13 protein-coding genes are annotated in these 15,507 nt (G+C 45.1%); 7 read left to right on the top strand and 6 right to left on the bottom strand.

Features of this window, described 5'->3' with window-relative positions:
- Positions 1 to 20: 20 nt before the first annotated feature.
- Positions 21 to 1,550 carry an L-piperidine-6-carboxylate dehydrogenase gene (gene amaB / locus G3570_RS15550; RefSeq protein WP_165143790.1) on the bottom strand — a complete coding sequence of 510 codons (1,530 nt, stop codon included), beginning with the start codon at positions 1,548 to 1,550 and terminating at the stop codon, positions 21 to 23.
- A gap of 121 nt (positions 1,551 to 1,671) precedes the next feature.
- Here amaB and G3570_RS15545 point away from each other — a divergent pair, with 121 nt between their 5' ends.
- From G3570_RS15545 to G3570_RS15535, 3 genes are all read left to right on the top strand, one after another.
- A complete protein-coding gene (locus G3570_RS15545) occupies positions 1,672 to 2,454 on the top strand; it encodes a TrmH family RNA methyltransferase (RefSeq protein ID WP_165143789.1) in 783 nt (260 codons plus the stop codon).
- Positions 2,455 to 2,483: 29 nt separating this feature from the next.
- Positions 2,484 to 2,768, top strand: a complete 285-nt coding sequence (locus G3570_RS15540; protein WP_165143788.1) for a DUF5808 domain-containing protein — start codon at positions 2,484 to 2,486, stop codon at positions 2,766 to 2,768.
- Between the two features lie 288 nt (positions 2,769 to 3,056).
- A complete protein-coding gene (locus tag G3570_RS15535) occupies positions 3,057 to 4,391 on the top strand; it encodes a PhoH family protein (RefSeq protein WP_165143787.1) in 1,335 nt (444 codons plus the stop codon).
- 89 nt (positions 4,392 to 4,480) lie between these two features.
- Here G3570_RS15535 and murI read toward each other — a convergent pair whose 3' ends face one another.
- A complete protein-coding gene (gene murI, locus G3570_RS15530; RefSeq protein WP_165143786.1) occupies positions 4,481 to 5,305 on the bottom strand; it encodes a glutamate racemase in 825 nt (274 codons plus the stop codon).
- 86 nt (positions 5,306 to 5,391) lie between these two features.
- Positions 5,392 to 8,814, bottom strand: coding sequence for a lamin tail domain-containing protein (locus G3570_RS15525; RefSeq protein WP_165143785.1), 3,423 nt, complete (start codon positions 8,812 to 8,814; stop codon positions 5,392 to 5,394).
- Positions 8,815 to 9,016: 202 nt separating this feature from the next.
- Between G3570_RS15525 and G3570_RS15520 the strand changes: the two genes are divergently transcribed.
- The gene (locus G3570_RS15520) at positions 9,017 to 9,418 is read left to right on the top strand and encodes a hypothetical protein (RefSeq protein WP_165143784.1); all 402 of its coding nucleotides are present in this window, start codon (positions 9,017 to 9,019) and stop codon (positions 9,416 to 9,418) included.
- 127 nt (positions 9,419 to 9,545) lie between these two features.
- Here the strand turns inward: G3570_RS15520 and asd are convergent, their stop codons facing one another.
- Positions 9,546 to 10,604 carry an aspartate-semialdehyde dehydrogenase gene (gene asd, locus G3570_RS15515; protein WP_165143783.1) on the bottom strand — a complete coding sequence of 353 codons (1,059 nt, stop codon included), beginning with the start codon at positions 10,602 to 10,604 and terminating at the stop codon, positions 9,546 to 9,548.
- Positions 10,605 to 10,796: 192 nt separating this feature from the next.
- Between asd and G3570_RS15510 the strand changes: the two genes are divergently transcribed.
- Together G3570_RS15510 and G3570_RS15505 are read left to right on the top strand one after the other, a co-directional pair.
- Positions 10,797 to 12,266, top strand: a complete 1,470-nt coding sequence (locus G3570_RS15510) for a glycine--tRNA ligase (protein ID WP_165143782.1) — start codon at positions 10,797 to 10,799, stop codon at positions 12,264 to 12,266.
- 99 nt (positions 12,267 to 12,365) lie between these two features.
- The gene (locus G3570_RS15505; protein WP_165143781.1) at positions 12,366 to 13,355 is read left to right on the top strand and encodes a sulfite exporter TauE/SafE family protein; all 990 of its coding nucleotides are present in this window, start codon (positions 12,366 to 12,368) and stop codon (positions 13,353 to 13,355) included.
- Positions 13,356 to 13,402: 47 nt separating this feature from the next.
- Here the strand turns inward: G3570_RS15505 and G3570_RS15500 are convergent, their stop codons facing one another.
- Both G3570_RS15500 and G3570_RS15495 read right to left on the bottom strand, forming a co-directional pair.
- Positions 13,403 to 13,984: a superoxide dismutase family protein gene (locus G3570_RS15500; RefSeq protein ID WP_165143780.1), complete on the bottom strand. Its 582-nt coding sequence runs from the start codon at positions 13,982 to 13,984 to the stop codon at positions 13,403 to 13,405.
- A gap of 69 nt (positions 13,985 to 14,053) precedes the next feature.
- Positions 14,054 to 14,812 carry an alpha/beta hydrolase family protein gene (locus G3570_RS15495; protein ID WP_165143779.1) on the bottom strand — a complete coding sequence of 253 codons (759 nt, stop codon included), beginning with the start codon at positions 14,810 to 14,812 and terminating at the stop codon, positions 14,054 to 14,056.
- A gap of 77 nt (positions 14,813 to 14,889) precedes the next feature.
- On the opposite strand from G3570_RS15495, the gene G3570_RS15490 reads away from it, so the two are divergent.
- Positions 14,890 to 15,318, top strand: coding sequence for a VOC family protein (locus tag G3570_RS15490; RefSeq protein ID WP_165143778.1), 429 nt, complete (start codon positions 14,890 to 14,892; stop codon positions 15,316 to 15,318).
- Positions 15,319 to 15,507: the final 189 nt, after the last annotated feature.

Genomic DNA, 15,507 nt, shown 5'->3' with positions numbered 1-15,507 from the left:
CAACATCTAATCTCCGGCTCTTACTCTACATCAAATTCAATTCCCTGTGCCAGGGGCATCTCGTCTCCCCAGTTGATGGTATTGGTCTGTCGTCGCATGTAGGCTTTCCAAGCGTCCGACCCGGATTCCCGGCCGCCGCCTGTTTCTTTTTCACCACCGAAAGCGCCTCCAATCTCTGCTCCACTGGTTCCGACATTGATATTGGCTATACCGCAATCTGATCCCCGGGAACTCAAAAAGGTTTCAGCTTCTCGCATATTTAGGGTAAACATGGAGGAGCTCAGTCCCTGTTTAACGCCGTTATGCATGGCGATGGCTTCATCAAGATCACTGTATTTGATCAGGTAAAGAATCGGGGCAAAGGTTTCTTCCTGAACAATTTCATAATCGTTTTGGGCAATGACTATAGCCGGTTTAACATAATGGCCACCCTCGAGTCCTGCTTTATCAACCGTTTCGCCCCCATAGACCAGCTCTCCGCCTGCTTCCTGAACTTCCTTCAGAGCGGCATTCATGTTGTCAACGGCATCTTCATCAATCATCGGACCTACAAGGGTATCTTCATCCAGGGGATTTCCGATATTGATACCATCGTAAAGTTTGACCAGTCGTTCTTTTAGTTCATCAAATACCGATTCGTGAACAATGAGCCGGCGCGTGGAGGTGCAGCGCTGTCCGCATGTGCCGACGGAGCCGAAGACGGTTGCCCTGATGGCCATTTCCAGATCGGAGTGTTCGGATATAATGATGGCGTTGTTGCCACCAAGTTCGAGGATGGTTTTACCCAGGCGCGCACCCACTGTTTTGGCAACTTCCTTGCCCATTCGAATTGAACCTGTGGCGGAAATCAATGGAATCCGCTCATCTTCAGCCATCCATTCACCGACTTCTCTTCCTCCTGTTATGAGATTGAAAACTCCTTCGGATATGCCGTTTCGTTTTAGAACTTTAGCGATGATTTTTTGGACAGCTACTCCGCACAACGGGGTCTTTTCCGATCCCTTCCAGATCATGACGTCTCCGCAAACAGCTGCAATCATGGCATTCCAGCTATATACGGCGACCGGAAAGTTAAAGGCGGAAATAATTCCGCAAATTCCGAGAGGATGCCACTGCTCGTACATGCGATGTTTCGGTCTCTCGGACTGCATGGTCTTTCCGTAAAGCTGTCGGGAAAGGCCTACGGCAAAATCACAGATATCGATCATTTCCTGAACTTCCCCTAGACCTTCCTGATATATCTTGCCCATTTCGTAAGAAACCAGCTTGCCAAGATCTTCTTTGTGGGCTCTGAGTTCCAAGCCGATTTGACGTACAATTTCACCGCGCTCCGGGGCCGGTACCATACGCCACTCTTTGAATGCATCCTGTGCCTTTTCTACCACTTCATCGTATTCAGCTCGGGATGTTATGGTGACGCTTGCAATTTCAGATCCGTCAATCGGAGTTTGACTCATAATCTCTTCTGAATGATCCTCACCCAAAAAATTTTGTCCCGTGCTTGTGCCGGGATTACTATTCTCGATACCCAGGTTCTTTAAAAAATCCATAGTGCTACTTTTGTTGTGCTTAATAATTCGTGTTAAAGATAAGGATAGTTTTTATGTTTTAAGAACATATTGCCAGCCAATGCATCTGCATATTATTACTGAATAATCTTAAATATCTGAAATGAAAGACATATCCAATAGCCGGCTGACACTGCTAAGAAAACTCAACAGGAGAAAATACCGCGAGCAGGAGCGACTCTTTGTGATAGAAGGAGCTCGTGCGGTAGAGCAGATTATTCATAACGGTAAAGTTGAAATCGCAGAATTGTTCTTCGATAAGTCGCAAAATTACTGGGATCAGCCCGAGTGGGATGAAAAGGCAAATTACTATCCGACATCCTCCATTGATCGGGGATACTTTCAGGAAATCAGCGATACCGATTCACCGCAGGGCGTTTTGGCTCTATGTAGAATGCCTCCCGAGTCGCCGGTTGCTGAGTTGATTGAAGAAACCGGTATTCTTTTAGCGACAGACCGAATTCAGGATCCTGGAAATCTTGGAACCATGATACGTACTGCAGTTTGGTTCGGTGCGTCAGGGCTGCTATCCGGTAAAGGAACGGTTGACTTGTTTCATCCCAAAGTAGTGCGAAGTACAGCAGGTGCTACCGGCTCTTTGAATCATTGCAACCTTGAGCTTCAAAACGGGCTCAAGGAGTTTGAAAATCACGGATGGCAAGTTTTGATCCTGGATGGTGGAGAGGGGTCCCGGGATATCAGGGAAATCAAGACTTCTGAAAAGACCATACTGCTTACCGGTAATGAAGCAAACGGGGCTGACCCACAACTCTTTTCAGAGCATAGAATACCTCTCCGCATTGAATCTGCACCCGGTCAAAAGGAGGTAGAGAGTCTGAATGCCGCTATTGCCACGGCAATTGCACTCTTCGCAATCAGATCTTAGGTTTATAAAAAGGTAATAGTACGTCGATTATGAAACTGACCATTGCAGCAGTAGCCGTGATATTTCTGGTAGTACTGCTTGTATACAATTCTGTTGTCAGTTCCCGCTGGCACCGTGAGAACAGGGGTGAAGAGCACGTAAAGGAGTCCTCAAACTGGCAGAGTAATTTAATCTATTCCAATAGAGATGATCCACGTATCATTGTGCCAAAACGAACCGGGGGAGGCTACACTTTTAACTTTGCCAAACCTCTGTCCTGGGTACTAATCGGTTCCGGAATGCTGTTTTTAATTGCCTTGATATTGCCAAACTGAATTAGCCTGTAAATGAATCTTTGGAGTGCCTTATGTTAAGTTATTTTCAAGGAATGTATAGTATCGAGAATTCTAATTTAAATTAGAAGTAATCTGATAAACCAAATTTTTACTTAAAAAGAAAAGAAATAGCTTTACCCTTCCACCTTATACCCTATACCCCTTTCCCCTTCCGCATTATTTTTTAATTAAGATGTCTTTAGGAATTGCTTCTCATTGTTTGTTTATATATCGTTGAAATAGATTCATATCATCACCGACGTTCTTTCAATTTAATCCCTGATCTTTATGCCCAGAGCCAAGAAGCCCCGAAAGATCTTTGTACTTGATACCTCCGTACTTTTATATGACTATGACGCAGTAAAAAACTTCCAGAAGAACGACATCGCCATCCCCATCACCGTTCTGGAAGAGCTTGATACCTTTAAGAAAGGAAATAACGTAATCAACCTTCATGCGCGGGAATTCATCCGATATCTTGATAAAATTTCCGACAAAAATATGCTGCAGCAGTGGATACCGCTCAACGGGCGAACCCATGGCAAGCTGAGGGTTTTGAAGGACGAGTCGAGTGAAGTCGATGCTTCCGACATTTTCGGCAACCAGAAGAACGATCACCGCATTCTGAATTCCGCCCTCAAGTTGATGGAAGACGAGCCGGATAAAAAGGTGATCCTGGTTTCAAAGGATATCAATCTCAGAATCAAGGCCAGGGCGCTGAATATTGAAGCCGAAGATTATGAAACGGTACAGGTCAAGGACATTGATCACCTCTATAAGGGTAAAACCGAGGTGAAGTATGAGGATGCCGAGCTCATCAATAAATTTTACCGCGAGGGCAATCTGAAACCGGGAGAAGTCACCGAGAGCAAACCTTCGAGCAACCACTTTTATATTCTGAAAAATCACTCCAGTTCTGCACTCGGGTATTACAACTCAAAGTCTGAGCTGATCGAACCGGTGAACAAACTGGCAGCCTATGGGGTCAAACCTAAGAATGCAGAACAGACCTTTGCACTGCAGGCTATCATGAATCCGGAGAACCTTTTGGTTACCATTACAGGAGCGGCAGGTACGGGCAAAACATTACTGGCCTTGGCCGGTGCCCTGGAACAGCGGCGTGATTTTCAGCAGATCTATCTGGCAAGACCTATAGTCCCTTTGAGCAATAAGGATATCGGTTACTTACCCGGAGATGTGAAATCAAAGATAGATCCCTATATGCAACCATTATGGGATAACCTCTCTTTCATCAAAAACCAGTTTAAAGAGAGCAGCAAGCCTTTCAAGAAAATTGACGAGATGGTGGAAACGGAGAAGCTGCGCATCGTACCTCTGGCCTATATTCGGGGACGTAGCCTGTCGAATGTGATCTTTATTGTGGATGAGGCTCAGAATCTGACGCCTCATGAGGTTAAAACCATTATCACCCGGGCCGGTGAAAATACGAAGGTGATCTTTACCGGTGATATTTTTCAAATTGATACCCCGTACCTGGATACCCAGAGCAACGGACTCTCATACCTGGTAGACCGTATGCATGATAATGATCTATATGCGCACATCAACCTGGAAAAAGGAGAGCGATCGGAACTGGCAAATCTCGCCAGCAAGCTTCTGTAGCCTCAGATTTGCACAGATTAATTGATTTACAAATGATGCACAGCATCGCTCGTTAATCTGTACCCTTCCGTTCAGATCTGCGGCAAAAACTAGAGGTGTACATATTCTGAGGTTATTTCATTGCCGAAGAATTCCTTGCCGTGTGCATCAAACTCTTCCGTGGAGTCAGTCGTCAGAAAGTGTCGACTTCCTCCTTTGGAACATTTTTCATCGATCTCAGGGTGCCTATTCAGATAGTCCTTCAGGCTTTCCGCAACAATTTCGCCCTGACTTAATACCGAAACATGTTCCGGTGTATACTCACGAATCTTTTTCATTAGAAGGGGATAGTGGGTGCAGGCAAGAAGGAGGGTGTCAACTTTTGGATCTTTGGCCAAAACACGTTCCACATGCTGCTGCACAAAGTAGTCGGCTCCCGGTTTGTCGTATTCTCCGTTTTCTACTAACGGTACCCACATCGGGCAGGCTTCCTGCACAACGGTCAGTTCCGGAAACTGCTTTTTGATTTCCATGACATACGATTCGGAATTAACAGTACCTCCGGTACCCAGCACCCCGACGTGACCGCTTCCCGAATAGTTGCCAATCACCTCTGCAGTGGGCCTTATAACCCCAAGTACTCTTCGCTGCGGATCAATTTCAGGAAGATCCTGTTGTTGAATATTTCGTAGAGCTTTTGCCGAGGCCGTATTGCAAGCCAGTATGATAAGATGACAATCTTGTGAAAACAGGTGCTTTACGCACTCTAAGGTATAATCATAGATGGTTTGAAAGGATCGTGTGCCATACGGACTTCTTGCATTGTCACCCAGGTAGAGATAATCGTAATCAGGCAACTCATTGACAATTTCTTTCAGTACGGTGAGTCCTCCATAGCCGGAATCGAAAATGCCAATGGGACCTTTTTTACTCATATTTCTATCGTTTGAAAATTGATCTTGAAATTAACAAAAGAGACCCAATTCCTAAATCCTAATTTCAAGTATATAAAATTCAAACACTATTGAAGCCTTCTGGCAAGTACCACCGTCTTTTTAAATGCCCTGTTTCTGCCTACCGTACTATTGATCGCCTCAAATACCACGATATAAATGCCAATGCGATTGCTCTTTCCATTATCATTTCTACCGTCCCAAATAAGCGAACCCTCAAAACTGCCCGGCACTCCGTCTGCCAGTTTTCTTACCAATCGCCCGTATCGATCGTATATCTGAACTTTCAGCAGGTAGTCGGGTTGATCCAGTTTGTAGTTGATGAACAGATGATCATCTGTGCCGTCATCGTCCGGCGAAAAAGGGTTCGGACTGAAGCTTATTCCGGTAGATTCGGGCTGATTCGCGGTAACCTGGAAGATAGAATTTTCAGAGCCCGGCGTGCCACCCAGTAGTAAGGTATTGGAACTCCAGTTTGAGGGATCACTGCTGGGGCCTAATGGATTGATACGCTCCAGTGCTATTCCTCGCGTATCTATTAGGTTCGGATTTTGCCAGCTCTCCTCATAGAATACTGAGTCGATAGTAGTTCCTGAAGGGTCGGCCAGATAGATGGCATCCCGGTCGTTGGCTAATCCTAGGCTGCTTCGGTCAATGCGCAAATTAAGGGTGTTATCCACTTGCAGACCGAAGAAACTTGCAATTTTACTTTCAGTGAATGCTTCCTTTTCATCAGAATAGATCAGGGCCAGCCCTCCGGCCGGAATCCACTTATACTTTGATGAGACCGGATTTAAGGAACGCACTTCACCATTTTCGTCTGTAGCATCGCGCAGGTATATTCCTTCCAGGGAGATTGCATAATCCCGCGTGTTTTTCAGTTCCACATACTCTGACTGATCTGGAAGGTTATCCTCGGAATCACTTATTGGATTATACATGATTTCATTGATGACAACATCTCCCGGTGCTACTTTCCGGGCGAGAGGTATGGACTGATTAGTAGTGTTATTCCCAACCATATCGCGAAGATTACGTGCAGTAATAACTTGTGATAAGATGCGGGATTTAGAAACCGGCGTTTTTAGCAAAATGCGATTGGCATTTGATACTTCAAATCCTTCAATACTCATCACGGAACCATCCATATCAAATACAGTATTTTGTTCAGGATCAATAAACTCATTGAAGTGAACTGAAATCAGCTCGGGCGTTACCCGTTTTGCGAAAATCATGGATGGAGGAGTCTGGTCCCTCTGGTGTACTGAATTTTCTAATCCGGCTGTATGACCTTCTCCAGCTGCTGACTCTTTCCAGTTTGAGGGATCGTTGGAGGCACCTGACGGATCCTTACGCTCCATAGATACACCTGGCGATGCATGACTCCATTCCTTGGTATAGTTCAGGGAGTCAACCGTGATCCCCTCTCTATCTTTGAGGAAAATTATATCATCAGAATTGTTGAGTGATGGAAAGCCTGAAATATAAATAGTGCTTTCCTGACCGTTTGCAAAACCGGCGTCAGCAGTCAGTACCAGGTAGTCACCAGCCAGAAAAGTTGCCCTTTCCGGTAGCTTCGCTAAATCGGTAGCATCACCGATTAGCCATTCGGAAAGGTCAAAATTCTTCTTAGTGGTATTGAATAGCTCCACAAACTCGGTATACCCATTTTCAGTTTCATCGTACAGTATTTCGTTTATGACAATATCACCGGTTGCTACCCTGCCAAATGGTATGTATCTGACATCCAGTGAATAGGTGTCCATCGCATTACCAAAAATATCTTTAACACCGTTAACTGATATTATGTAGGTTTGAAGCGGTTGTAGTTCACTGGATAGGTAGATTAGCACGCTGTCAGCGATAGTAGAGATTAAATTAATCCCAATTGCAGGACTTATTGCGTAGTGTGATGCATCAGTAGCTGACTGTGCGTCCAGTTCTTCATTAAAGGACAGCAACAGTATGTTTGCCCCTGTAGCATTTACAGCTGTTAGAACAGGCGGGTTTATATCCTGCTCTACAAGGTTAGGGGAGCCCGGGGTACCGATACCTTGTGGGGAGTCGCCCCAATTTGCTTTTTTATCGGAGACCGCATCTACAGAACGCCTCTCCATTGCTATATCTTCTCCACCCCAATCGGGATAATAGTAGAGAGAATCGATCAGTATTCCTTGATTATTGAGAATGCGAATGGCATCTCCTCCATTATTCAGCGAAGGAAAGTTACCTGTATTGACACTCAAATAGTTACCGGAACCGAATTCCAAAGTAAGAGCAGCTGTATCGGAACTTATTGCCAACAGGCTGCCGGGTTCAAGTACAAGTGTGTCCTGAACGATAGTACCGGTACCGCTTTTGTCTCCAATTTTCCACCCCATCAGGTTCAGGTAGTTACCCGATCGATTTTTTAACTCCACATATTCCGGTAATCCCAAAGGAGGGTCGTACATGAATTCATTGATCACCACATCATTTCGGAATGATGGATCGAAAACATAAAATTCATACCTGCTATTCAATGCTATCTGCTCTCCATGCTCATCCCAAATGTTATTTACTGACAGCTCATAACGATTTCCCTGAATGTTAGAATTATAATTCAGACGCACTGTTGAAGGCGAGGTGAATAATATTGAAGCAGGAGGGCCAAGGTCTGGAGTTGTGTTGAAGTCAGCAGCCTGCACAGTCGACGGGTCATAATTTCTGTTAAATGTCACATTAACGGAAGATGCAGATGCGGTGATATTTTGAACAGCGAATGGCGGCAGATCAATTTTAAAATCGAAGAAGAACCGGTTATACCGGGTGGCTGAATAGGTAACCTTCACACCGAAATACGCAGTAGATGTGTAGGTGTTGTCTATTTGAGGAGTTGCTTCGGGTACAGGTAAGTCCTCGTATGTATTGGCCACTGAAAGCATCCATGTTCCATCATTCGTTCTGCTTACTTTCACCCTGTAGTCACCCCCGGCGGAAATATTAGTGGTTCCTGAAAGGACTATCGATGCCGGTGAACCATTGTCGAACCGTATGATGCGAAAGACATCTTCGCTGCCGTTTTCCCCGCCTTGCAATACGTAACCGTTGAAGGCACCAGTAAGATCTGAGATGTCGCTCATCAGTACGATTTCTGCTTTGTTTCCGGCGGAAGGAGCGAACCCTTCAAAGTTAATGTAGAACTCCCAGTCACCAATGGTACCCGAGGAAGGCACACTCAGGTAAGCAATTCCGCCGTTATTCTGATCACCCCGCAATCGGAGCTGGTAGTTATCGTTCACACGGGTAACCACAAAATGGGTCGTATCTCCAATCCAGGCAGGGTTTTGGGTGAAGTCGCCGTCTGAGAACCCGTCTTCAAAATTAATGCTTTGGCCATAAATGGGCAGGCAACTCAGCTTGCATAAGAGGATAATCATCAATACCGTTCTTGCTGCCGGTGATGAAACGGATAGAAACCATTCACGAAAAAGGGCGGGTAACTTAATCATCGTTCTCTCTTGTATGAATAAAGGTGGGAATAAAACAGGGCGCAAATGAATCAACATTTACGCCCCTAAGGACATTATTGCTCTCTAATACAACGGCTTATGTTGTGATGTCTATATGTATGACCGACGAGATGTCAATTCCTTACAAAATTTTTTAAAAAATTTTATATCATGCTTGCTAACATTCAAAACATCCCTCTAAATGGATTACAATAGCAATAAAACCGTGCCCTTCATTATACCTGAAATCAACAATGGATTTCAGCAGGCAGAGGGATTGCTGAAAGTCAACAAGGAGCAGCTGGAATTGGAGTTCGAAGTAAAGGATTCCATCTTGGGAGTGATTAAATCGGGCCTAAAAGAGACGGTGATTCCTTTTTCTGAGTTGAAATCCATAGAATTTAAGAAGGGATGGTTTAGCACTAAAATCATTCTCAATGGGACATCCATGAAAACCTTCAAGGATCTACCCGGTTCAGAATTAGCATCCTGCACTCTTAAAGTGAAGCGCAAGCACAGGGACGAAGCCGAGACTCTGATCTCCCAGGCTCGCCTTCAGCTGTCGGAATACAAGTTAGACCAGTTTGATAAGAATGCCGGCTAGTGTACTTTCTTTACTAATGTTCCGAATAGAATAAATACATTTCGTGATGCTTCCATAAACCGGGATGAGTCTACTTTACCAATCTGAAGATGAGTCATGATGGATATAGCCAATGTCACCTGCTTTATTATTTGATATACTCCTTAGCCACCAGCAGTTCGGCATTTAAAATTGCACCGCCCGCCGCTCCACGCACAGTGTTATGGGCCATGGTAACATATCCGATATCAAGTACGGTACCTTTTCTCAGGCGCCCGATAGCCGTTTGCATCCCGCCTTCACGGTCGGTATGAAGGCGCGGCTGCGGGAAACGATTTTCGGTGTAGAGCTTAACTGGTTTTTCAGGTGAGGATGGGAGGTCGAGATCTGCGATCGGACTTTCCCATTCGGTAATTGCCCGGCTGACATCCTCTAAGGTTGAGGGTGTATCCAACAAACCGGCAGAAACTGATAGCAGGTGGCCTTCGATCGTAGGTACCCGCACAGCAGTTGCCTGAATATCCATTTTTGCAAAATCAACTGTTCCTGAACCCAAGGTACCGAGCAGCTTGGCAGACTCGGTCTGTATTTTGTCTTCTTCTCCTCCAATGAAAGGGACTACATTAGCTATGATATCGAGGCTTGGAACCCCGGGATAGCCGGCACCGGAAACCGATTGCATGGAAGTAACCACTACTGAGCTGACACCAAATTCATCTTGCAGAGGCTTCAGGGACATGGCCAATGGCACAGAAACACAGTTGGGATTCGTCACAATCCAGCCGCTTCCATCGCTTGAAAAAGTCTGTGTCTTGATCAGATCGGCATGCCCAGGGTTAACTTCCGGTATCATGAGCGGTACACTCTCATCCATTCTGTAGTTCTTGGCGTTAGAGATAACCGGTATTCCGGCCTCCGCAAAATTTCGTTCAATTTCTGTTGCTACCGATGAGTCCAGCCCTGAAAACACAAAATCAACACCAGAGAAAGCTGAAGGATCACAATCATCAACTTTAATTTCAGCTACCTCTAGAGGTAGTTCAATTGGTTCAATCCAGTGAACTGCTTCGCTATATTTTTTCCCGGATGATCGTTCAGAGGCACCCAGAGCTTTAATAGTAAACCAAGGGTGTTCCTGCAGCAAGCGTATGAATTTTTGTCCAACTGCTCCGGTCGCACCGAGTATGCCAATTTGGAAAGAATGCATCTATCAAAAATGAAATTAATTAGTGTTGTACTCAGGATACCATATCCATGAATTAACTTTTGAAAGGAAGACCTTTAGAGGATATGTCTGAAATGAAGCCCTAAAGATAGCGATAAAAGGGACATTAATTAAAGCTCTAAATTTTACTATCTTTGGCCTTTCAATTTCAACACTAAGTATTTTTGTATTTACATGTCTGTAAAAGAATTGGATAGTCTAGACAAAATTGTTTCACTGGCCAAAGCACGCGGTTTTATCTTTCAATCATCTGACATTTACGGGGGGCTGGGAGCGGTATATGATTACGGCCCGCTGGGAGTAGAACTGAAACGGAATATCAGGGATAACTGGTGGAAGGCCATGACCCAGAAATACGAGAATATTGTGGGCGTGGATGCCGCCATATTTATGCATCCTGATGTCTGGAAAGCCAGCGGTCATGTGGAAGGCTTTAATGATCCCATGATTGATGACAAGCAGTCGAAAAAGCGCTACCGGGCTGACATGCTCATCGAAGGTGAAATTGCCAAACTGAGGAGTAATGAAAAGTTCGAGGAAGCCGACGAGCTGCAGCAGATGTTGGATACGGCCGGCAGCAGGGAAGGGCTCTGTGAGGATCTGCATAAAATCATCATGGAAAATGAGATTCGGGCACCGGAATCAGGAGCCTTTGACTGGACGGAAGTAAGGCAGTTCAACCTGATGTTTAAAACCCAGTTTGGAGCTACCTCCTCGGGAAGCGGGGAAGAGGATGCCGTTTACCTGCGCCCGGAAACAGCACAGGGTATTTTTGTCAATTTTAAAAATGTGATGGATACTTCCCGCCAGCAGATTCCTTTCGGAATTGCCCAGGTCGGTAAGGCCTTTCGCAATGAGGTGGTAGCGCGGCAGTTTGTATTCCGTATGAGGGAATTTGAGCAGATGGAGATGCAGTATTTTGTGGAGCCGGGTACCGATGCCGAACAGTATGATCGCTGGCTCGAGGAGCGCATCGCATGGCACAAAGAGCTGGGCATTCGTGAGAGTAAATTACGGACCCATCCTCATCCAGAAGACAAGCTGGCTCACTATGCTGCAGCCGCTGCCGATATACAGTATGAATACCCCATAGGTTGGCAGGAAGTAGAAGGTATCCACAACCGAACGGATTTTGACCTTACCCAGCACGCCGAACATTCAGGGAAGAAGCTGGAATTTTACGACCAGCAGCAACAGAAGCGATATACCCCCTATGTCATTGAAACCTCGGTTGGCCTGGATCGCACAGTTCTCATGGTACTTTGCGATGCATATCGTGAAGAAGAAGTGGACGGTGACACCCGTACAGTACTGAAGCTGAACCCCGAGATTGCACCCACCAAAGTGGGGATTTTTCCCCTGATCAAAAAAGACAAGCTTCAGGATCTTGCCCATAAAATAACGGCAGATTTACGGGAAGACTATAATGTGTTGTATGATGAGTCCGGTTCAATAGGCAAGAGGTACCGCCGTCAGGATGAAGCCGGAACGCCGTTCTGTATCACGGTTGATTTCGACGGGGTAGAATCGGAAGGGGAAGATACCGTAACCATTCGTTACCGCGATGATATGACCCAGGATCGGGTTCCCGTCAGTCGCATCAAAGAGGTGCTGTCAGAAAAAATGAAATCCTGGAAACCATAACCGGAGGGTTATGGTTGGGTCACATTGTCAAAACCTTGTCGGATTCCGGCAAGGTTTTATTGTATGGTCTAAACGAAAATTCCTAACAAAGAATGTGAAATGAAACTTGATAAGAGAACCCTTCTGATATTCGGACTCCCGGTACTGCTGGTTTACCTGGTCTGGGTCAGTTATATGAATCTGAGTGAAAGCTGGGTACTTTTTCTGAGAGACTGGTACATGACTGTGACTATGATCTTTGGTTCGTTCATAGCCGGGGCCAGTTCAGAGGGGGGAGGGGCTATTGCCTATCCTGTTATGACTCTCGGTTTTCAAATCGCACCGGATGTCGCCCGTAATTTCAGCCTTGCCATTCAGAGCATCGGCATGACCGCAGCAACACTCTGGATTGTAGCCAAACGCATAACCATTGAAAAAACCTATCTCTGGCTGGCCATGTCGGGGGGGACCCTCGGTATTATTCTGGCCACTTTTTTCATTGTACCGCTGGTATCACCGGCCTATGCTAAAATGGTCTTTGTCTCTTTTTGGTTGAGTTTCGGAATCGCACTTTTTGTAATCAACCACATCAGGAAAAGAGACACAGTAACTTCTTTATCGTCACTGAACGGTCGGCAAAAAGCGGAACTGTTTTTCATCGGAATGCTGGGAGGTATTCTCAGTGCCATATTCGGAAATGGAATAGACATCTGTACATTCGCTTTCGTAACGCTCAAGTACAATTTATCTGAAAAGATAGCAACACCGACTTCTGTAATACTTATGGCTTCGAACGCTGTGGTCGGTACTCTTCTTCACTTCTTTATATTGCAGGACATGCAACAGGAAGCCATTGATTTCTGGCTGGTTTGTATACCGGTGGTAATGCTGGGGGCTCCCTTCGGTGCTTATTTTGTGAACAAAATAAAAAGATTGGCTATAGCTTATCTTCTCTATCTAATCATCATAGTACAGTTTGTAGCTGCCATACTGATAATTCAGCCTTCAGGCGTGTTGATTGGGGTCTCTGCTATGACCTTTGTTGCCGGAATGGTAATCTTTTTTGTATTGACTGATGGTTTCAAAGAATCAAATCCTCCCGGTCAGTAGCCCAAAACGGTCTTTGACCTGAGAGGATGATTCCTGAAAAAAATGTACTATTCTCCGGTATTGGCAACACCGATTACACCACAGGCGACTCGTTCTCCTGCAGCACCTGAAGGTTGAGAAGAGAGATCATCGGCACCGCTATGGATTATAATAGCTCTACCGATAATGCTGTTTGCACCATTTAGTTCTATCATGCTGTCTAGGTAATCCAATGTACCGTTTCCATCTTCTCCAACCGGTAGATTACCCATGTCGCCCATATGTCGCACAGAATCAGTGGGTGCGCCATGTTGTGTGTTGTATGGGTTATAATGCCCTCCTGCAGAGGTCAAATCAGCTGCTGTACAGTCACCGTACTGGTGAATGTGGAACCCATGTTTTCCTTCTTCAAGACCGGAAAGCTGTGCATTGACATTTACCCCCTCATCTGACTGCTCAAAAGTTACAGAACCGAGGACTTCTCCACCATCCTTTGCATGGATTTGGGCTACCGCTTTGGTGAAGTCGGTAGTCTCTTGCATGCTCTGCGCATCCATTTCCTGTGAGCTTTCTTCGGTTTGCTGCGCACAACCGGCCGCAACGAATGCTAATGCAAATAATCCCAGAAAAATATTTTTAAATAATTTCATAGTACTTTTACTGATTAATGATTATCGATTTCCTTAATCGTAACAAGATGTGATTGTTAGGCATTCAAATCAAAGATATTTCGAAGACCATGTTGCGAGCATAGAACCTACATAGCTGCTATCTTCCTCATTAGATAAAAGATGGTCGGCATTATCCAGAGATATAAAACTTTTGGGATGTTTTGCCTGGATAAAAATTTCAGCTGCGTTGTCAATTCCCACCGTATTATCAATGGGTGAGTGAAATATAACCAGTGCTCGTCCAAGGTTAATAATCCGATTCTTCATATTTGCTCGATTCAGATCGTCCAGAAATTGCTTTTTTATTAAAAAAGAGCGTCCGGCCAGCGTTACCTCCGCTTCACCCCTTTCTTCTATTTCATCCAGCTTGGGTTTGAAATTTTTCTTTACATGATCAGGATTGGAGGGAGCTCCTATGGTCGCTACTGCTTTGCAGCTTTCAATGTCGTGGGCGGCTTGTAGCACAGCGGCGCCTCCAAGTGAGTGACCGACCAGGATGCCGGGAGCCCGATACTCATTTGCCAAATACTGAGAAGCAGCTATCAAATCATCAATATTTGAGGAGAAATTGGTATTTGCAAAATCACCCTCACTTTCACCCAGTCCAGTAAAGTCAAAGCGGAAAACAGCAAAACCTTCTTCATTTAATGCCCGAGCAATGTTGCCTACCGCGCTCAGATTTTTTGAGCAGGTAAAACAATGTGCAAACAGTACATAAGATTTTGCCTCACCATCATCCGGAAAATCCAGTCGAGCGGAGAGGAGTTCACCTGAGTGGCCGGGAAATTCAAGCTTTTTAGATTTCATAATCTGTACGGGATTTATATTTTCAATAGCAATTAAACAAACAATCAACTGCATATTCAAATAATTCCTCTTGACCTATGTCTGAAAAAAAGATTCAACCTTTTCACTTGGCATTTCCTGTCTCTGACCTGGAACAGACCCTTCACTTTTACCGCGATATCCTGGGCTGTGAAACAGGAAGGAGTTCTGACAAGTGGATAGACTTTAATTTTTGGGGACACCAGGTCGTGGCTCACCTGAGTCCGGAAGAGGCAGGTAAATCCAGCACCAATGAGGTCGATGGCCATGAGGTACCGGCAAAGCATTTCGGACTTATACTTGAATGGGACGAGTGGGAAGAGCTCGCTGAACGCTTAGAATCAGAGAATGTGGATTTTGTTATTGAGCCTTATGTGCGGTTTAAAGGAAAGCCGGGAGAACAGGCCACCATGTTTTTTCTGGATCCTAGCGGTAACGCCCTTGAATTCAAAGCTTTTAGGAATAAAGAGCAGATATTTGCCAAGTAGTTGAGGTATAAGGTATAGGAGATGGGGTAGAAAGGTATAAGGTATACGGTATAAGGATTATCTAATTATGAACTTATCGTCAATCAACTCACATTCAGCTATCGTCAACCTGCTCTGTAGTAGACGCAGCTTTCGCACACTACGTGTATATTTACTAGGCTGACCTTATACCCTATACCTTATACCTTT

This window comes from Halalkalibaculum roseum, assembly GCF_011059145.1.
GTDB classification, from domain to species: Bacteria; Bacteroidota; Rhodothermia; order Balneolales; family Balneolaceae; genus Halalkalibaculum; species Halalkalibaculum roseum.
Note: the sequence above shows the minus strand (reverse complement) of the source record. Positions and strands in the feature narration are given on the sequence as shown.